Here is a 16,216-nt window from a genome sequence, read left to right on the forward strand (position 1 = left end):
AATGATGGCTCAGTACAGCCTTATCAACGAAGACACCGGCGCCAAGCTCGAACTTCCCGTCAAGCAGGGAACTCTCGGCCCGATCGGCCTCGATGTCGGCAAGGTGTACGCAAAAGAGGACGTCTTCACCTACGATCCGGGCTTCACCTCGACCTGTTCCTGCGAGAGCGCCATTACCTATATCGATGGTGACGCTGGGGTGCTGCTGTATCGCGGCTACCCCGTGGATCAGCTCGCCGAACACTCCAGCTTCATCGAAGTGGCCTACCTGATCCTGTACGGAGAGCTGCCGAGCCCGAGCGCACTCGAGGAGTTCGAAGCCTCGATCAGTCGCCACACGATGATCAACGAGGGCGTGAAGCGCTTTTTCGACGGTTTCTATTACGACGCGCATCCGATGTCGATGCTGACGGGTGTGGTCGGCGCGCTGTCCGCGTTCTATCACGACACCAGCAACAGCAAGGATGCCAAGCAGCGCGACATTTTCGCGCATCGCATGATCGCCAAGATTCCGACGATCGCCGCGGCGGCCTACAAGAAGTACTTCGGCCAGCCGTTCATGTATCCGCAGAACAACCTCGACTACTGCAGCAATCTGCTGCACATGATGTTCTCGGTGCCGGCCGAGCCCTACGAGGTCGACCCGATCGCAGCCAAGGCGCTGGACGTGCTGTTCATCCTGCACGCCGACCACGAGCAGAACGCTTCGACTTCCACGGTGCGCATGGCCGGCTCCACTGGCACCAATCCGTATGCCGCGATTTCATCCGGCATTGCGGCCCTGTGGGGGCCAGCGCACGGCGGCGCCAACGAGGCCGTGCTGAAGATGCTCGAAGAAATCGGCACCCCGGACAAGGCCCCCGAGTTCCTGCAGAAGGTCAAGGACAAGGTTGAAGGCGTGCGCCTGATGGGCTTCGGCCATCGCGTGTACAAGAATTTCGACCCGCGCGCCACGATCATTCGCGAGCACTGCCATCGTGTGCTCAAGCACCTCGGCAAGGAAAACGACCCGCAGCTCGAACTGGCAATGAAGCTCGAAGAGGTGGCGCTGTCGGACGACTACTTCAAGGAGCGCAAGCTCTATCCGAACGTCGACTTCTACTCCGGCATCATCTACAAGGCGCTCGGCATCCCGGTGAACATGTTCACCCCGATGTTCGCTATCGCCCGTACCGTGGGCTGGGTTGCCCACTGGTCGGAAATGGTGTCCGAGCCGCTGAAGATCGCACGTCCGCGTCAGGTCTACATGGGCGCCGACAAGCGTGACTACGTGACGGTCGACAAGCGCTGAGTCCAGCGCCGCGTCGAGAAAACGCCCGCTTTTGCGGGCGTTTTTCGTTTACGCTGAGATGACTTGTTTCACTCATCGCAACACCGCATGGACTTACAGCCGCTTGTGCATCAGCTTAGGCAGTCGCTGGACGGACTGCTCGCCGTCTACCTGTTCGGCAGCCATGCGCGCGACGAGGCGCGGCCGGACAGCGATCTCGACATGGCGATATACGCCGGGCGGCGCCTTGATCCTGAGCAGCTATGGATGCTGTCCGGCAGCTTGGCCGCTGCCGCGAACTGCGACGTGGACCTGGTTGATCTGGTCGCGGCATCCACGGTCATGCAATACCAGATCATCACGCGTGGGCGGCGCCTGTGGGCGCTCGACTCTCAGGCGTCAAACTACGAAAGTTTCATACTCAGCGAGAAAATCGAACTCGATGCTGCGCGCGCGGGCCTGATCGCTGACATTCGTGAGCGGGGATACGTGCATGGTCGATGATGTGCTGCTGAACAAGGCCGCGAGCATCGAACGCTGCGTTGCCAGGGCGCGTGAGGAATACGAACACGACCCTGCGGCGTTCCCCGCCGATTCGACTCGCCAGGATGCCGCCATCCTCAATATTCAGCGTGCCTGCGAGGTGGCGTTGGACATGGGCCAGCACCTCATTCGGCGCGAGGCGATGGGTTTGCCGCAAAGTGCACGGGACGTATTTTCGATACTCGCCGATCACGGATGGATCGACGCGCAGCTGGCCGAGTCACTGAAGCGCATGGTCGGATTCCGCAATATCGCGGTGCATGCGTATCAGCAGTTGCAGATACCGATCGTGATCGCAGTGATCACTCGGCATCTGGATGAATTTCTGCAATACACCGGCCGGCTCTTGCGAAAGGACGCGGGCACCTCTCCCTGAAGCGGACCGTGGTTCAGAATGTACGCCGCAGCCGCAGGCCGGTTTCGCCGTCTTCGTAGTAGTCCGGCAGGCAGGCGTGCAGGTGATAGCCGAGCCGTTCGTAGAGCGCGCGTGCCGCCTGGTTGTCGGCGCGCACTTCCAGCGACATCGTGCGGCAACCGCGCTTGCGCGCTTCCGTCTGGGCCGCGTGGACCAGGCGGATGCCCAGGCCGTGACCGCGCGCCTCGGGATGCACCACCAGCGAATAGATGCGCGCGATCGTGGAGCCGCGGCGCGTGGTCATCACCAGGGCGCCACAGGTCCAGCGTTGGCGCAGCGCCACCCAGGCGGCGGCGCTGGGCACGCCGAGCAGACGCCGGATCGCGCGGTCCGACATGCGGTCGCCGGGGAACAGCTGTTCGAGCGCGATGATCGCCTCGGCGTCTTCGCGCCGGGCGCGACGCACGCGGACCTCCGGCTGTGACGCCATTTCAGCGCGCACCTTCGCGAACGCGCGACTCCAGGCGGCGCAGGAAGAACTCCATCACCTTGCGGTACAGCGCCTCCTTGAGCACCAGGTCTTCCACGCCGAAGTCGAGGTTCGGGTTGTCGTTGACCTCGATCACCTTGACGCGCTTGCCGAACTGCTTGAGGTCCACGCCGTACAGTCCGCTGCCGATCGCGCGTGCGGCCTGCACGGCCACGTTGAGCACCGGCTTCGGCACGTCCGCGATATCCAGGGTTTCATGCTCACCCTCGGACTTGCTGCCCTTGCTGTCGCGCTTGACGATCTGCCAGTGTTTGGGCGCCATGTAGTAACGGCAGGCGTACAGCGGCTCGCCGTCGAGCACGCCGATCCGCCAGTCGTATTCGGTGGGTTCGAAGGCCTGGGCCACGATCAGGTCCGAGCGTTCCAGCATGTCCGCGGCCTTGCGGCGGAACTCCGCCGCGTCGTCGACCTTGATCACGCCCTTGGAGAAGGCCGAGTCCGGTTGTTTGAGCACACACGGAAAGCCGAGTTCGGCCGCGGCCTGCTTGAGGTTGCGCGGGTGGATCAGCACGGTTTTCGGCGTGGGGATGCGGTGGCGGTCCATCAGCTGCGCGAGAAACACCTTGTTCGAACAGCGCAGGATCGACAAGGGATCGTCGACCACCACCAGGCCCTCGCGCGCGGCGCGGCGCGAGAAGCGGTAGGTGTGATGATTGACGGCGGTGGTCTCGCGTATGAACAGGGCGTCGAATTCGGCGACGTGGCCGTAGTCGCCCTTGTCGAGGATCTCCACGTCGAAGCCGAGGTCTTCGGCGGCCTTTTCGAACAGCTTGATCGCGCGCGGGTTCGATGGCGGTTCCTTCTCGTCCTCGTTGACCAGAAACGCCATGTCATAGCGATACGAATCGCGCGTGGTGCGGCGCGGCGAGCGCTTGCGCAGGAAGTAGTCGAGCGCCGACTCCAGCATGAATTCGTGATGCGTCTCCGGAATCTCGCCGAGCGCAATCGGGCCCAGGGCGTCGACGCGCCATTCGTCGCCCCGCCACGAGAACTTGGCCTGCAACAGCGGTGCCGGAAACAGGTTGAACAGCGCCGCGGCCAGACGTTCATGCCGCTTGGCCAGACTGCGCCCGAAATACACGTTGAGCACATAGCGCTCGCCACCGATGCGCGACAGGCTCTTTTCGATCAGCTCATCGACTTCGTCGGCGACCACGCGTGGACTTTCGGCGAGCTTGAGATCCTGGATCGTGGTGATGTCCGGCAAGGGCCGATGGTCGCGCGCGCCGGCCAGCAGCGACACGTAGTAGCCGGTGGATTGATAGCTGAACGAGCGGCACAGGTTGTAGATGCGCGTGCGCCGGCTGCGCGTGAATTCGTCCTGCGTCAGGTAGTCCCAGGCCGTGACCACGTCCACGCCGGGAATCTCCACGGGCCAGTCCGACAGTTGGTCGACAATGACAATGCCGCTCACGCTCCAATGCTCCTTTTGCAGGGTTCGATGACCAGCAGATTGCAGTCGAAGGACACCACGCCCAGCAGTACCGAGGCGATCAGCCGCTCGATCTTCACGGGATAGGATCGCGCTTCGCTGTAGGGATTGCCTTCGTAGGGGTCGGCCACCCAGACCTCGCGTTTGGCACGGTCGTAGCCAGACAGCACCACGAAGTGTCCGGCCGGCTCGCCGTTGAGATCGTCTTCGGTGGTGTCGTCGAGTTCGCGCGGAGTGCGGTACAGCCAGGTCGAGGACAGGCCGGTCATCACCGGGATTCCGCGCGATAGATAATGGCGCAACAGTTTGCCGGTCAGGTCCGCGATCTTGAGCTCACCGCCCATTTCGAGGAAATCGATGTAGCCCTTGGTGGCGATCGCGATCTTGGGGTGGCGTGCCTCCTTGATCGCCCACTGGTGGCGCAGCTTGTCGATGATCGCCGACTTGGACAGCTCGAACCAGGTCGGGTCGAACAGGGATAGATTGTGCATGTAGATCGTTGCGCGATAGCCGCGGCGCAGCGCGTGGTCAGCCAGAAAGGCGTCGAGCGTGCCGCCTTCGCGCAGCGCGCGGGTTTCCGCGATCACCTCGTCCAGGCTGATATCGTCACCGTAGTAACGATAAACCGCGTGCAGACAGGTCGGCCCGCAAGTGGTTTCGGTCGGTTGAGCCGGGATGGCGAACGAAATCCGCGTAGTCATTGTTATGAGTGTCCAGGTCCGTCGGCTGCACTGAACCGACGTGAATTTTCGCCTCGCGCACGGACGGATGCGCAGTGTGCTGATTGCGTCGTGGCGCGTCCAGATGATTCGTGCGGTGGCGTCGCCGTTCGAGACAGCGCTCCGGTCAGCCGTGCATCATGCGGCAAAGTGAGGGGGCTTGGTTTGAAAATCGGTTCGGGGGAAACGATGTCGAGAAACCTGGTGAACAGCAGTCGCGTACAAAACAGGTATCCGGAATGCTCGCTCCTTTCGGGGCTGGCGCTCCTCGTCGGTATCGGCGGTCTGCACGCGGCAAATTCCACGGCTGGCAGCACCGCGGTTCTGGATCGCGCGCAGCTGCGGCCGCCCGCGCATATCGTGCATGACGGCCAGACCCGCAGCTTGAGCGCCAATGCCAGCCTCAGCGCCGGAGACCGCGTCAATACCGGCGACAATGGCCGCGCCGCCTTCGTCTTCCCTGGCGGCGGTTACCTTTCGCTGGGTGCGGACGCGAGCCTGCGCGTGCATTCGGTGGATGCGCAGCCGGGCAGCAAGACCGTGGTGCGCCTGGTGCTCGATCGCGGCGTGCTGCGCGTCGACCCGCGCAATGGCGAAGACCTGCGTCTCAACGCCGGAGAACTGCGCGTGCGCGTCTACGGCGCCGATGTCTGGATCGGCGTGGAAACGGCCGGCGACACGGTCTGTCTGCTGCGTGGTGCCGTCGAGTTCCAGTACGTCGCCGGCGGCGGCGACCGCATCGACCGCCCCGGCGAATGCGTATTCATGCGTTCCGGTTCGGCGGCGCTGCGGTACACGCCGACCCAGCAGATTCTCGCCAGCAAGCTCAACAAGGCCGATCTGGGCTCGGCCAGCCTGTCGGTGTCGCTGCCGGCGCCCGCAGCAGCTCAGACCCCGGTGGCTGCGCGTCCTGCTCCCGTTGTCCGGGCGCCGCCGACCCCGGCTTCGACGGCACCGTCCGCGTCGCCGCCTTCCGGCTCACTCGCCACGCATGGCTGGACCGTGGTCGTGCTGTCGCTGACAGACGCGGAATCGGCCGAACTCGAAGCCGAAGATTTCCGCGATCGCGGCTTCGACGCTCACACCTTTGCCCAGCCGGTGGACGGTCGCGTGCTGCACCGCATCGGTATCGGACGCTTCGCCACGCGCGAGGAAGCGCGCCAGTTCGCCGCCAACGTCAAGGCACGGCTGCACATCGATCAGGCATGGGTCGCGCAGTACTGATCAGTCTGTTGCTGGTGCTCCCCCTGCTGGGCTGCGGCTCACGCGAGGCGGCACCGACCGGCCCCGATCCGCAGCGGGTGGAGCGGCTCGCGCGCGGTGTCAATCTCGCGCATGCCTTCACCGCCTCCAGCGACGGACCGCCAGTGTGGAATGTCGGCGCGCAGGACTACGCACTGATTCGCGGACTCGGTCTGCGCCATGTCCGCACCCTGATCGAACTGGGCCTGATCATCGACCCCGGCAGCGAGGATGGCCTGAACGCCGCCGCGGTCATCGAGCTGCACCGTGTGATCAAGGAAGCCAACCGCGCCGGCCTGATGTTCGTCCTGGCGTTGCAACTCGACGATGCCTCCAAGCAACGGCTTGCCGTAGACTCGACCGCACGGCAAAGACTCGTGACGCTGTGGCAGGTTCTGGCCAAGGCGCTGGCCGCGATTCCGCCGGACGACCTGCTGTTCGAGTTGCTCAACGAACCGACTGTCGAGGATGCGATCATCGTCCAGTCACTGATGGCGCAGTTGGTAGCGGCGGTGCGCGAAGTGGCGCCGCGGCACACCCTGGTCGTGACCGGCCCGCATTTCTCGGATGCGCAGAACCTGCTGCAATTGCAGCCCCTGGCCGACCCGAATCTGGTCTACAGCTTCCACTTTTACGAGCCGCACAATTTCACTCATCAGGGCGCAAACTGGGGCTGGTCGATGTGGCGGCAGCTGCACAATCTGCCCTATCCATCCTCGCCGGAAGCCGTGGCGCCGGTGCTGGACACATTGACAGCCGATGCCAGGCCGCACGCCGAGTGGTACGGGCAGGAGCGCTGGAACCGGGACAGGCTCGCCGCCCCGATCATGCAGGTCGCGGAGTGGGGGCGTCGCCACAAGCTGCAAATCTGGTGCAGCGAATTCGGTGTGTATCGCTATTACGTCAATGAACGGTATCGCAGCGCCTGGCTGCGCGATGTGCGTGAGCTGCTGGAATCCGGCGGTATCGCCTGGACGCACTGGGACTATGCCAACGGGTTTGGCCTGGCGAGCGGCGAACCCGGCGAACGCAAGGCCGATGTTGCGACCGTGCAGGCATTGGGGCTGATGCCTTGACGCCGATGGCGCCCGAACTGGTCGGCTATGCCACGGCCGTCGGTGTCGGCGCGATGATCGGTATCGAACGCGAACGTCGCAAGGGCCAGGGTGCTCATCGTGCTTTCGCGGGCCTGCGCACCTTCACCCTGTCCTGTCTGCTCGGCGCCATCGCCGGCGCGTCCGGCAGCATCCATTTGCTGCTGGTTCTGGTGATGATCGGCGCACTGGCGGTCATCGCCTACCAGCGTGACGCCGGGGACGATCCGGGGATCACCACCGAAATTGCGCTGCTGCTGACCGTCATGCTCGGCGCGATGGCCATGAAAAACGCGCCGCTGGCCGCGGCCCTGGGTGTCGTCGTCACCGGATTGCTGCTGGCGCGGACGCAACTGCATCGCTGGGCCAGCGAGGTCCTGAGCGAGCAGGAGCTGCGCGACGGGCTGGTGCTGGCGGTCTGTGCGCTGGTGTTGCTGCCGCTGATGCCGGATCGCACGGTGGGCCCGTTTTCGGTGCTCAATCCACGCGCCCTGTGGCAATTGCTGGTGCTGGTGCTGAGCCTCAACGCCTGCGGCTATGTCGCGGTGCGGACCTTGGGGCCGCGGCTTGGGCTGGCCTTTGCAGGGCTTGCCTCGGGTTTCGTGTCCAGTGCGGCCACGATCGCAGCGATGGGGGCGCGCGCGGCCTCCACACCGGGTTTGCGCCACGGCGCGGTCGCCGGTGCCACCTTGTCGTCTCTGGCGACCGTGGCGCAGTTGGCGATGGTGGTCGGCGCGACCGATCTGGAGACGCTGATGGCCCTGCTGCCCTCGCTGTTCGCCGCCGGCGCCGTGGCCTTGGTCTACGGTGCCTGTTTCGCGTGGCGCGGATGGCGCCGTACCGATGCCGATGCACTGCCGGCGGGCCGCGCCTTCCGCCTGCGCGACGCGCTGAGCTTCGTCGCCCTGGTCGCCGGTGTCCTGCTGGTGTCGGCAGCGGCCACCACATGGCTCGGCCGGTCCGGCACCGCGATCGCAGCCGCCGTCGCCGGTTTCGCCGATGCCCATTCCCCGGCCATCGCGGCTGCCGCCCTGGTCGCCGCCGGCAAACTGCACGCCAACGCGGCCGTGGTGCCGGTGCTGCTGGCCTTCAGCACCAATGCCGTGACCAAGCTCGTACTTGCCCGCAGCGCTGGCGATGCAGCGTTCGCGCGTGCGGTCAGTCCCGGCATTGTGCTGATGACCGCGGCGGCCTGGCTCGCGGCCTGGCTGTGACGCCGCAGCTCAGCGTCGTGGTGCCGACGCTCGACGAGGCCACGGCCGCGCCGGTGTTGATCCGGGCGCTGCACGCGCAACAGGGCATCGAGCTGGAGGTCATCATTGTGGATGCCAGCCCCGACGAGACCACCGCCCGCGCCTGTCGCGGCCTGGGGGCTCGGGTTCTGCGCAGGTCGCGCGGTCGCGGCCGGCAGATGAATGCCGGCGCCGCAGCCAGCCACGCGGACAGCCTGTTGTTTCTGCATGCCGATTCGCGACCGACACATCCGCGTCAATTGCGGCGGGCGCTCGACTGCCTGAATGCCGGAATCGCGGCGGTCGGCGACACGCGCACCGCGGGACACTTTCCGCTGCGTTTCCTGCGCAACCGGTCCGGGCACGGACGACTGTTCCGCTTCATCGAGGCCAAGAGCGCCAGCAACCGGCCGGGCACCGTCAATGGCGATCAGGGCCTGCTGATCCGGCGCGACTATTTCGAGGCGCTCGGCGGTTTCGACACGCATCTGCCGTACCTGGAGGATCAGCGCATCGCTGCCCACATCTTCGCGCAGGGCCGATGGCTGCTGTTGCCGGATGCGCTCGAAACCTCGGCAAGGCGATTCGAGGCCGGCGGTCATTATCGAGTCTACGCACTGATGGCGCTGATTCAGGTCATGAACGAGGCCGGGGTCGATGGCTTCTTCGAGCGGGCGGCCGGCCTGTATGCCGCGCAGAGCGAACTGCAGCGCATTGAGTTACGGTCTTACCTGAGAGCGGCGGCCGAGGCGATTGCCTTCCATCCACGGCGGCTCGAGCTGACGCGCCGGATCGCCAGGAACCTGGGTGGCAATGCCTGGCAGATCAACTTGCTGATGTCGGTGCTGCGCCCATGAGACGGACAAACCTTCTTCGGAAATCGCTCCGATATTCTGAGGCTCGCGCAGCGGCCCCGGAATCCCGGCGAGCACCGGGTTTCGCAGGGGCTACCGATCAGGCCTGCGGCCGGGTCCGAATTTGCCAGACCCTGAGGACCATGCCAGCAAGGAGCCCCAAAATGAATTTTGCACCCGATATGGCCACTTTCTTCCCACGGTAGTGCACCATCCGTTCTGTAATTTGGTCTGAGTCGGAAAGGCGACCGACACCGCTGCCTGACAAGCCTGGCTTGTCGTCGATCTTTGGTCGGTCGGAGGCTGGTCAGCCGGGCGCTGGCTTGAGGTGGGCCAGGCCCTTCCAGCTACACCGTCCCAGGCCGTAGCGCGCTTCAGGCAGGAGATGCCCGCCTCGATGTCGGCGCGGAAATGGCGCAGCTTGCGATACACCCAGGGACTCGGTGCTCGGCCTAGCGTTCGAATATACTGGTCTGGACCTTGCGTTCAATGCGCATCAGTCACCCCGTTTTTGTCGGAAAATCAATGTTTTAACGACTCTAGATTTTACCAGCTTAACGGGGATTTTTATCGCCGTTTGTCGAAAACCGTCAGCCATATCAAAATGTTAGCGTTTCTGGACGGAAACTGACTAGCCGAGCCGTCGGCCTGCGGTAAGATGTCGGGCTCAGTTTGACGAGCCTGAGCAATCCCTTGGATATCACTGTCAATGGCCGTCCGCAGGTGCTGCCGGACGGCAGTTCAGTCCTCGACCTGATCCGCGCCCTGAAGCTCGAAGGTCGGCGGCTGGCGATCGAGCGCAATGGCGAGATCGTGCCGCGTTCGACCTTTGCCGAATCCCGCCTGAATCCGGCGGATCGGCTGGAAATCGTTCACGCAATCGGAGGCGGATGATGGACGTACGCGTCACCCAATCCCCGCTGGTCATCGCCGGCCGCGAATACCGTTCGCGGCTGCTGGTCGGCACCGGGAAATACAAGGATCTCGACGAGACCCGTCGCGCCATCGAGGCCAGCGGTGCCGAGATCGTCACGGTCGCAGTGCGCCGCACCAACCTCGGCCAGAATCCGGACGAGCCCAATCTGCTCGACGTGCTGTCGCCGGATCGTTACACCATTCTGCCGAACACGGCCGGTTGTTATACCGCCGAGGATGCGGTGCGAACCTGCCGGCTGGCGCGCGAGTTGCTGGACGGGCACAAGCTGGTCAAGCTCGAAGTGCTGGGCGATCCGAAGACGCTGTATCCGGACGTTCCGGCAACCCTGGAAGCGGCACGCACGCTGGTGGCCGACGGTTTCGACGTGATGGTCTACACCAGTGATGACCCGATCATCGCCAAGCGGCTGGAGGAGATCGGCTGTGTCGCGGTGATGCCGCTGGCGGCGCCGATCGGCTCCGGCCTCGGCATTCAGAACAAGTACAACGTGCTGGGCATCGTCGAGAACGCGAGCGTGCCGATTCTGGTCGACGCCGGCGTCGGTACCGCCTCGGACGCGGCCGTGGCGATGGAACTGGGCTGCGACGGCGTGCTGATGAACACGGCCATCGCCGAAGCGCGCGATCCGGTGCTGATGGCCTCGGCGATGAAGAAGGGCATCGAGGCGGGGCGCGAAGCGTTCCTGGCGGGCCGCATGCCGCGCCGCCGCTACGCCTCGGCGTCGTCGCCGCTGACCGATCTGCCCTTCTAGTTCGCGATGAAGTCATGGCGACCTACATTCCCAGCGCGTTCGCCGGAAGCCAGGACGATGCGCGGCGGCTGATCGATCGGTATCCGTTCGCGGTTCTGCTGACGCAGGGAAAGGACGCTCCGCAGATCTCGCATCTGCCGCTGCTGTTCGAGGCGCGGGACGGCGGCGATGTATTGGTCGGGCATGTCGCAAAGGCCAATCCGCAGCTCGAGCCGATGGCTTCGCGGATGCCGTCGGCGCGTCGGGCGGCGTTGCTGGGCGGCATCGTCGGTTTCGAACCCGCGATCCGGCAGGTCGATGTCACGCTCAAGCTGAGTCAGAACAAGAGCGCGGCGGATCGTGTAGGGGTCATCGCCGGTCTGCGTGGCGAGAATCAGGAGGAGCTGTTGTCTTGGATGCTGCTTTGAATTCCGATATGCCTGAAATTGACGAAGCCTCCGCGCCGGAGCGCCGGCCGATCCGTTCGTTTGTTCGCCGCGAAGGCCGGCTGACGCCGGCGCAGAAGGACGCTCTGGAGCGCCTGTGGTCGCGCTATGGTCTCGATGCGCCGCCGCAGCCCTTGGACGGCGGGGCCACGTTCGGGCGCGAGGCGCCACTGACTCTGGAGATCGGCTTCGGTGCCGGACATCATCTGCTGGCCCGTGCGGCGGCGGAACCGGAGCGCGACTTCGTCGGCGTCGAGGTGCATCGCCCCGGTGTCGGTCGTGTGCTGGCGCAGGCCGAAGCGGCCGGTTTGGACAATCTGCGGATCGCCTGTTTCGATGCCGTGGAAGTCCTGCGCGACTGGATCGCACCGCTGGCGCTGGACGAACTGGTGATCGAGTTTCCCGATCCCTGGCACAAGAAACGTCATCACAAGCGGCGCCTGATTCAGCCGGATTTCGTGAAGCTGGCGGTGTCGCGGCTGCGCTGCGGCGGGCATCTGCGGCTGGCGACCGACTGGGCGCACTACGCCGCACAGATGCTGGACGTGCTGATGGCCGAAGCGGCGCTGCGCAATACCGCCGAGGGCTACGCGGCGCGACCGGCCTCGCGCCCGGTGACGCGTTTCGAAGCTCGTGGCGAACGTCTCGGCCACGCGGTCTTCGACCTCGATTTCATCAAGCTTGAAGATGCCTCGGCGCTTGCCGGATCGCGGCTTCCCGAATGAGCGACCGCCACCCGATCGTCGCGGTGACCGGTTCCTCCGGCGCGGGCACCAGCACGGTGATCGGCGCTTTCGATCGAGTACTGACTCAACTGAAGTTGGTAGGCGCCTTTGTCGAAGGCGATGCCTTTCATGCTTTCGATCGGGAGCAGATGCGGGCCGCCGTGGAGCGTGCCCGGATACGCGGTGAGAACTTCAGCCACTTCGGCCCACAGGCGAACCTGCTGGAACGGCTGGAAGGCTTGTTTCGCGAATACGGCGAGCATGGCACCGGAACCTCGCGCCGCTACCTTCACAACGAAAAACAGGCGCGTGAGGCGCGCCGCGACATCGGGACGTTTACGCCCTGGATGCCACTGCGGGCCGACAGCGATCTGTTGATCTACGAGGGCCTGCACGGCGGGGTGGTGACGCGCGAGGTCGATGTGGCAACGCATGTCGACCTGTTGATCGGTGTGGTGCCGATCGTCAACCTGGAATGGATACAGAAACTCAGTCGCGACACCAGCGAACGCGGCAAGGCGCCCGAGGATGTGATGCGCACGATTCTGCGACGCATGCCGGACTATGTGCACTACATCACACCGCAGTTCTCGCGCACCGACATCAATTTTCAGCGCGTGCCGCTGGTGGACACGGCCAATCCCTTCGTCCTGCGTGATATTCCAAGGGACGAGGAAAGCCTGATCGTGATCCACTTTTCGCCCAACTCGCGCGCACCGCGCCAGTTCGCGACCTGGCGCCGCAAGATTCCCGGCGCTTTCCTGTCACGGCCGGACACCATGGTGGTACCCGGCGTGCAGCAACAGTACGCTCTGGAGCTGATTCTGTTGCCGGCGCTCAAGCGTATCGCGGCACGTCGGCGCACCATGCTCAAGGGTGCGCGTCGGCGGATTCCCCCCGGTGGCGGCGGGCTGAGCACTCGCTGAGGCTTCAAGTTTGGGGCCGAGGCGGTCTGTGCGATCATCGGTGCCGAGGCGGCCAGGGGGGCGCTGATTTCCAGGGGAGTACACGATGGCAGCAATCAATCTCTGGGCCGTGCTGGTCGCGGCTCTTTCGGCATTCATGCTCGGTGGTCTGTGGTACGCGCCGCCGGTGTTTGGCAAGGTCTGGCAGCGTGAATCCGGCGCCCCGGAGCAGCCCGGGCATCCGATCAAGGTGTTCGGCGGGACCTTCGTGCTGTCGCTGATCGCGGCGGCGGTATTCGCGATGTTTCTGGGTCCGGCCCCGGGCCTGCCACTGGCGCTGGGTGCCGGCTTCTCCGCCGGCCTGTGCTGGGTGGCCTCAAGCTTCGGCATCAATTACCTGTTCGCGCAGCGCAGTCTCAAACTGTTCCTGATCGACGGCGGCTACCACACCATCCAGTTCACGCTGTACGGCCTGATTCTGGGAATCTGGCCCTGAAATTGATTGCCTGTGCAGCATTTCCGGGCGTCGGCCTGTCCGACAGACGGCGGCGGTCAGCCTTGAAGCCGGGCCGGCATCGGCCTATAACCGACGCATGCTTTCTTGATGCTTCCACCCGGGCACCGAATCCTCGCGAGCTCACGCTGTGGAAGGCGGAGGTGGCGTATGGCGGATTGGCTGCGAAGCCTCGACGCGGGCCAGTGGTACGAAGCCGATGGTGTGCGATTTGAAATCGTCGGCATCGATATCGGTCAGGAGCTGGTACTGGTCCAGCATTTCGACGGCGCTCTGGAAGAGTTCGACTTCGAGAACTGGATGGAACTGAGCGCACGACCTGGCGCGCCGCCGGAGGACTGGTCCGGCGCCCTCGACCTTGAGCCCGAGGACTACGGCATCGACCCCGACCAGGTTCAGCCGCAATGCTGGAACGGCGTGATGAACCGCCTGGACGAGCTCAACTAGCGGTGCTTGGGCTGTTGGCCGGCTCGGCGCGCATCAGGAAGTAGAGCAGGATCAGCGCCGGAACGCCGAGCGCCGAAGTGTAGAGGAAGAAGCCCGGCCAGCCGATCTGGTCCACGACCCAGCCGGAACCGCCCATCAGCAGCTTGCCCGGCAGTGCGTAGAACGACGAGAACAGCGCGTACTGCGTGGCCGTGTACGAGGCACTGGTAAGCCCGGACAGATAGGCGATCAAGGCGGTGCCGGCCACGCCCATGGCCAGGTTGTCGGCGCCGATCACGATGCCCAGCCCCCATAGTCCCGGATCGTCGGTCATCGCCAGGGTGGCGAAGCTCAGATTGGTGGCGATCACCAGGACGCTGCCGGCCAGCAGCGTGCGCCGCGTGCCGAAACGGGCGATGGCGACGCCGCCGAGTATCGTGCCCGCAATCTGGGTGATGATGCCGTAGCCCTTGGCGATGGCGGCGATTTCCTTGAGCGTGTAGCCGATGTCCAGATAGAACGGATTGGCCATGACCCCCATCGTGAAATCGGTGAGCCGGTAGCAGCCGGCAAACGCCAGGATCAGGATGCCGGTGCGGATGCCGATGCGCGAGAAGAAATCCAGGAACGGGCAGACCACGGCGGCGACGAACCATTCGCCGATATCGCGCAGCAGCTTGGGCAGGTGGGCGTGTGCCTCCACCCAGGCCAGGGCGCGGCGTTCCTGCTCGGCACTGAGCGGGTTGGCGCGGGCCGCCGGTTCGGAAATCACCAGCGTGGTCAGTACCCCCACGCCGACGCAGGCGGCCATCACCAGATAGGCAACGCGCCAGCCCAGATCGGCCGCCAGCCACAGCGCGCCGGCGCTGGCCACGGTGATCGCGACGCGGTAGCCGAGTTGGTAGGCGGCGGCCATCGCGCCCTGGTATTCGGTGCCCACCGCCTCGATGCGCCAGGCGTCCACGGCGATATCCTGCGTGGCCGATGAAAACGCCACCAGCAGCGCCAGCCAGGCAAAGATCGACAGGCCGTCCTCCGGAGCGTGCAGGGACAGTCCGGCCAGGCCGGCGGCGATGCCGCATTGGGCGAGCAGCATCCAGCTGCGACGTCGGCCCAGCAGGCGGGTCAGGAGCGGTATCGCCAGGCGGTCGACCACCGGCGCCCAGAAGAACTTGAGGGTGTAGGCCAGCCCCACCCAGGACAGCATGCCGATCGTGGTCTTGTCGATGCCGGCCTGCTTGAGCCAGGCGGATAGCGTGGAGAACACCAGCAGAAACGGCAGCCCGGACGAGAAGCCCAGGAACAGCATCGCCGTGACGCGCGGATGCCGGTAGACGCGCAGCGCCTTGAGGCCGGACAGGCGCGGTGGCGCCGTCGGCTCCGGGGCTTCGCTCACAGCGCGTAATCCAGCGTCAGCGGTGCGTGATCCGAAAAGCGGGAATCCTTGTAGACCGCGGCGGCGCGAAGCTTGTCGCGCAGCGAAGGCGTAACGATCTGGTAGTCGATGCGCCACCCCACGTTGTTGGCCCAGGCCTGACCACGATTCGACCACCAGGTATAGGCCTCGCCTTCGGTCTCCGGGTACAGCGCGCGGTAGGCATCGACCCAGCCCACCTCGTCGAACAGCCTGTCCAGCCAGGCGCGTTCGTGCGGCAGAAAGCCGGAATTCTTCTGGTTGGAGCGCCAGTTCTTGAGGTCGATATTGCGATGCGCGATGTTCCAGTCGCCGCACAGGATGTAGTCGCGGCCAGAGGTGATCCATTCGCGCATCTGCGGCAGGAAGAAATCCAGAAAGCGGTCCTTGCTGGCCTGGCGTTCCGGACCGGAGGAGCCCGACGGCAGGTACAGCGAGGAGACCGACAGCTTGCCGAAACGCAGTTCGATATAGCGGCCCTCGTCGTCGAATTCGGCGACGCCCAGGCGATCGATCACGGCATCCGGTTCGCGCCGCGAAAAGATCGCGGTGCCGGCGTAGCCCTTCTTCTGGGCGTGATTGAAATGCGCATGCCAGCCGTCCGGTGAAAACGTCCGGTCACCTTCCAGATCGCTCATCTGCGCCTTGATTTCCTGCAGGCAGAGAATGTCCGCCTGCTGCTCGGGGAGCCAGTCGAACAGGCCTTTTCGGGCCGCCGAACGTATGCCGTTGGCGTTGAGCGAAATCACGCGCATGTGAAAATCCGGGGATAGGCACCAAGAGTGACTCAGTGTAGCTTTTCTGACCCGCGACTCCCGATCTGTACTG

Annotated in this window: 19 protein-coding genes; 14 read left to right on the forward strand and 5 right to left on the reverse strand. The window is 64.8% G+C overall.

Annotated features, from left to right (window positions below):
- The first annotated feature begins 4 nt into the window (after positions 1–4).
- From RM530_RS00790 to hepT, 3 genes are all read left to right on the forward strand, one after another.
- The gene (locus RM530_RS00790) at positions 5–1,291 is read left to right on the forward strand and encodes a citrate synthase (protein WP_311363295.1); all 1,287 of its coding nucleotides are present in this window, start codon (positions 5–7) and stop codon (positions 1,289–1,291) included.
- An 87-nt stretch (positions 1,292–1,378) separates the two neighbouring features.
- Positions 1,379–1,774, forward strand: a complete 396-nt coding sequence (gene mntA / locus RM530_RS00795) for a type VII toxin-antitoxin system MntA family adenylyltransferase antitoxin (RefSeq protein WP_311363296.1) — start codon at positions 1,379–1,381, stop codon at positions 1,772–1,774.
- The gene (gene hepT / locus RM530_RS00800) at positions 1,764–2,189 is read left to right on the forward strand and encodes a type VII toxin-antitoxin system HepT family RNase toxin (protein WP_349256143.1); all 426 of its coding nucleotides are present in this window, start codon (positions 1,764–1,766) and stop codon (positions 2,187–2,189) included. The genes mntA and hepT overlap by 11 nt, the downstream gene beginning before the upstream one ends.
- A gap of 13 nt (positions 2,190–2,202) precedes the next feature.
- On the opposite strand, the gene RM530_RS00805 is transcribed toward hepT, so the two are convergent.
- The 3 genes from RM530_RS00805 to RM530_RS00815 are packed head-to-tail and all read right to left on the reverse strand — an operon-like array spanning position 2,203 to position 4,851.
- Entirely contained in the window at positions 2,203–2,658 is a 456-nt protein-coding gene (locus RM530_RS00805) for a GNAT family N-acetyltransferase (protein ID WP_311363298.1), read from the reverse strand.
- Position 2,659: 1 nt separating this feature from the next.
- A complete protein-coding gene (locus RM530_RS00810) occupies positions 2,660–4,132 on the reverse strand; it encodes a RimK family ATP-grasp domain-containing protein (RefSeq protein WP_311363299.1) in 1,473 nt (490 codons plus the stop codon).
- Positions 4,129–4,851: a C39 family peptidase gene (locus tag RM530_RS00815; protein ID WP_311363300.1), complete on the reverse strand. Its 723-nt coding sequence runs from the start codon at positions 4,849–4,851 to the stop codon at positions 4,129–4,131. Before RM530_RS00815 ends, RM530_RS00810 begins: the two co-directional genes overlap by 4 nt.
- 222 nt (positions 4,852–5,073) lie before the next feature.
- On the opposite strand from RM530_RS00815, the gene RM530_RS00820 reads away from it, so the two are divergent.
- From RM530_RS00820 to RM530_RS00870, 11 genes are all read left to right on the forward strand, one after another.
- On the forward strand, positions 5,074–6,093 hold the full coding sequence (locus tag RM530_RS00820) for an SPOR domain-containing protein (protein ID WP_311363301.1): 1,020 nt from the start codon (positions 5,074–5,076) through the stop codon (positions 6,091–6,093).
- Positions 6,075–7,187, forward strand: a complete 1,113-nt coding sequence (locus RM530_RS00825) for a glycoside hydrolase family 5 protein (protein ID WP_311363302.1) — start codon at positions 6,075–6,077, stop codon at positions 7,185–7,187. The genes RM530_RS00820 and RM530_RS00825 overlap by 19 nt, the downstream gene beginning before the upstream one ends.
- A gap of 5 nt (positions 7,188–7,192) precedes the next feature.
- Positions 7,193–8,419 (forward strand): MgtC/SapB family protein, encoded by a 1,227-nt coding sequence (locus RM530_RS00830; protein WP_311363303.1) that lies wholly within the window; start codon positions 7,193–7,195, stop codon positions 8,417–8,419.
- Positions 8,416–9,294, forward strand: a complete 879-nt coding sequence (locus tag RM530_RS00835; RefSeq protein ID WP_311363304.1) for a TIGR04283 family arsenosugar biosynthesis glycosyltransferase — start codon at positions 8,416–8,418, stop codon at positions 9,292–9,294. The genes RM530_RS00830 and RM530_RS00835 overlap by 4 nt, the downstream gene beginning before the upstream one ends.
- Before the next feature lie 690 nt (positions 9,295–9,984).
- On the forward strand, positions 9,985–10,185 hold the full coding sequence (gene thiS, locus RM530_RS00840; protein WP_311363305.1) for a sulfur carrier protein ThiS: 201 nt from the start codon (positions 9,985–9,987) through the stop codon (positions 10,183–10,185).
- On the forward strand, positions 10,185–10,979 hold the full coding sequence (locus RM530_RS00845) for a thiazole synthase (protein ID WP_349256130.1): 795 nt from the start codon (positions 10,185–10,187) through the stop codon (positions 10,977–10,979). Before thiS ends, RM530_RS00845 begins: the two co-directional genes overlap by 1 nt.
- A 14-nt stretch (positions 10,980–10,993) precedes the next feature.
- A complete protein-coding gene (locus RM530_RS00850; protein ID WP_311363307.1) occupies positions 10,994–11,386 on the forward strand; it encodes an FMN-binding negative transcriptional regulator in 393 nt (130 codons plus the stop codon).
- Positions 11,387–11,394: 8 nt separating this feature from the next.
- Positions 11,395–12,129, forward strand: a complete 735-nt coding sequence (gene trmB / locus RM530_RS00855; protein ID WP_311363308.1) for a tRNA (guanosine(46)-N7)-methyltransferase TrmB — start codon at positions 11,395–11,397, stop codon at positions 12,127–12,129.
- Positions 12,126–13,055, forward strand: a complete 930-nt coding sequence (locus RM530_RS00860) for a phosphoribulokinase (RefSeq protein ID WP_311363309.1) — start codon at positions 12,126–12,128, stop codon at positions 13,053–13,055. Before trmB ends, RM530_RS00860 begins: the two co-directional genes overlap by 4 nt.
- An 85-nt stretch (positions 13,056–13,140) precedes the next feature.
- On the forward strand, positions 13,141–13,530 hold the full coding sequence (locus RM530_RS00865; protein ID WP_311363310.1) for a DUF1761 domain-containing protein: 390 nt from the start codon (positions 13,141–13,143) through the stop codon (positions 13,528–13,530).
- Between the two features lie 168 nt (positions 13,531–13,698).
- Entirely contained in the window at positions 13,699–13,995 is a 297-nt protein-coding gene (locus RM530_RS00870; protein WP_311363311.1) for a DUF6763 family protein, read from the forward strand.
- Here the strand turns inward: RM530_RS00870 and RM530_RS00875 are convergent.
- The gene (locus tag RM530_RS00875) at positions 13,988–15,370 is read right to left on the reverse strand and encodes an AmpG family muropeptide MFS transporter (protein ID WP_311363312.1); all 1,383 of its coding nucleotides are present in this window, start codon (positions 15,368–15,370) and stop codon (positions 13,988–13,990) included. The genes RM530_RS00870 and RM530_RS00875 overlap by 8 nt on opposite strands.
- Complete coding sequence (locus RM530_RS00880; RefSeq protein WP_311363313.1) at positions 15,367–16,143, reverse strand: exodeoxyribonuclease III; 777 nt, start codon at positions 16,141–16,143, stop codon at positions 15,367–15,369. The genes RM530_RS00875 and RM530_RS00880 overlap by 4 nt, the downstream gene beginning before the upstream one ends.
- Positions 16,144–16,216: the final 73 nt, after the last annotated feature.

The sequence above is a fragment of the Banduia mediterranea genome, assembly GCF_031846245.1.
Classification (GTDB): Bacteria; Pseudomonadota; Gammaproteobacteria; order Nevskiales; family Nevskiaceae; genus Banduia; species Banduia mediterranea.

Bases quoted from the DNA above. Each gene is read 5' to 3' on its own strand.
- RM530_RS00865 (WP_311363310.1), top strand. From the start codon at position 13,141: ATGGCAGCAATCAATCTCTGGGCCGTGCTGGTCGCGGCTCTTTCGGCA.
- RM530_RS00870 (WP_311363311.1), top strand. From the start codon at position 13,699: ATGGCGGATTGGCTGCGAAGCCTCGACGCGGGCCAGTGGTACGAAGCC.
- hepT (WP_349256143.1), top strand. From the start codon at position 1,764: ATGGTCGATGATGTGCTGCTGAACAAGGCCGCGAGCATCGAACGCTGC.
- RM530_RS00845 (WP_349256130.1), top strand. From the start codon at position 10,185: ATGGACGTACGCGTCACCCAATCCCCGCTGGTCATCGCCGGCCGCGAA.
- RM530_RS00880 (WP_311363313.1), bottom strand. From the start codon at position 16,143: ATGCGCGTGATTTCGCTCAACGCCAACGGCATACGTTCGGCGGCCCGA.
- trmB (WP_311363308.1), top strand. From the start codon at position 11,395: ATGCCTGAAATTGACGAAGCCTCCGCGCCGGAGCGCCGGCCGATCCGT.
- RM530_RS00825 (WP_311363302.1), top strand. From the start codon at position 6,075: ATGGGTCGCGCAGTACTGATCAGTCTGTTGCTGGTGCTCCCCCTGCTG.
- mntA (WP_311363296.1), top strand. From the start codon at position 1,379: ATGGACTTACAGCCGCTTGTGCATCAGCTTAGGCAGTCGCTGGACGGA.
- RM530_RS00790 (WP_311363295.1), top strand. From the start codon at position 5: ATGGCTCAGTACAGCCTTATCAACGAAGACACCGGCGCCAAGCTCGAA.
- RM530_RS00860 (WP_311363309.1), top strand. From the start codon at position 12,126: ATGAGCGACCGCCACCCGATCGTCGCGGTGACCGGTTCCTCCGGCGCG.
- RM530_RS00830 (WP_311363303.1), top strand. From the start codon at position 7,193: ATGGCGCCCGAACTGGTCGGCTATGCCACGGCCGTCGGTGTCGGCGCG.
- RM530_RS00850 (WP_311363307.1), top strand. From the start codon at position 10,994: ATGGCGACCTACATTCCCAGCGCGTTCGCCGGAAGCCAGGACGATGCG.
- RM530_RS00815 (WP_311363300.1), bottom strand. From the start codon at position 4,851: ATGACTACGCGGATTTCGTTCGCCATCCCGGCTCAACCGACCGAAACC.
- RM530_RS00805 (WP_311363298.1), bottom strand. From the start codon at position 2,658: ATGGCGTCACAGCCGGAGGTCCGCGTGCGTCGCGCCCGGCGCGAAGAC.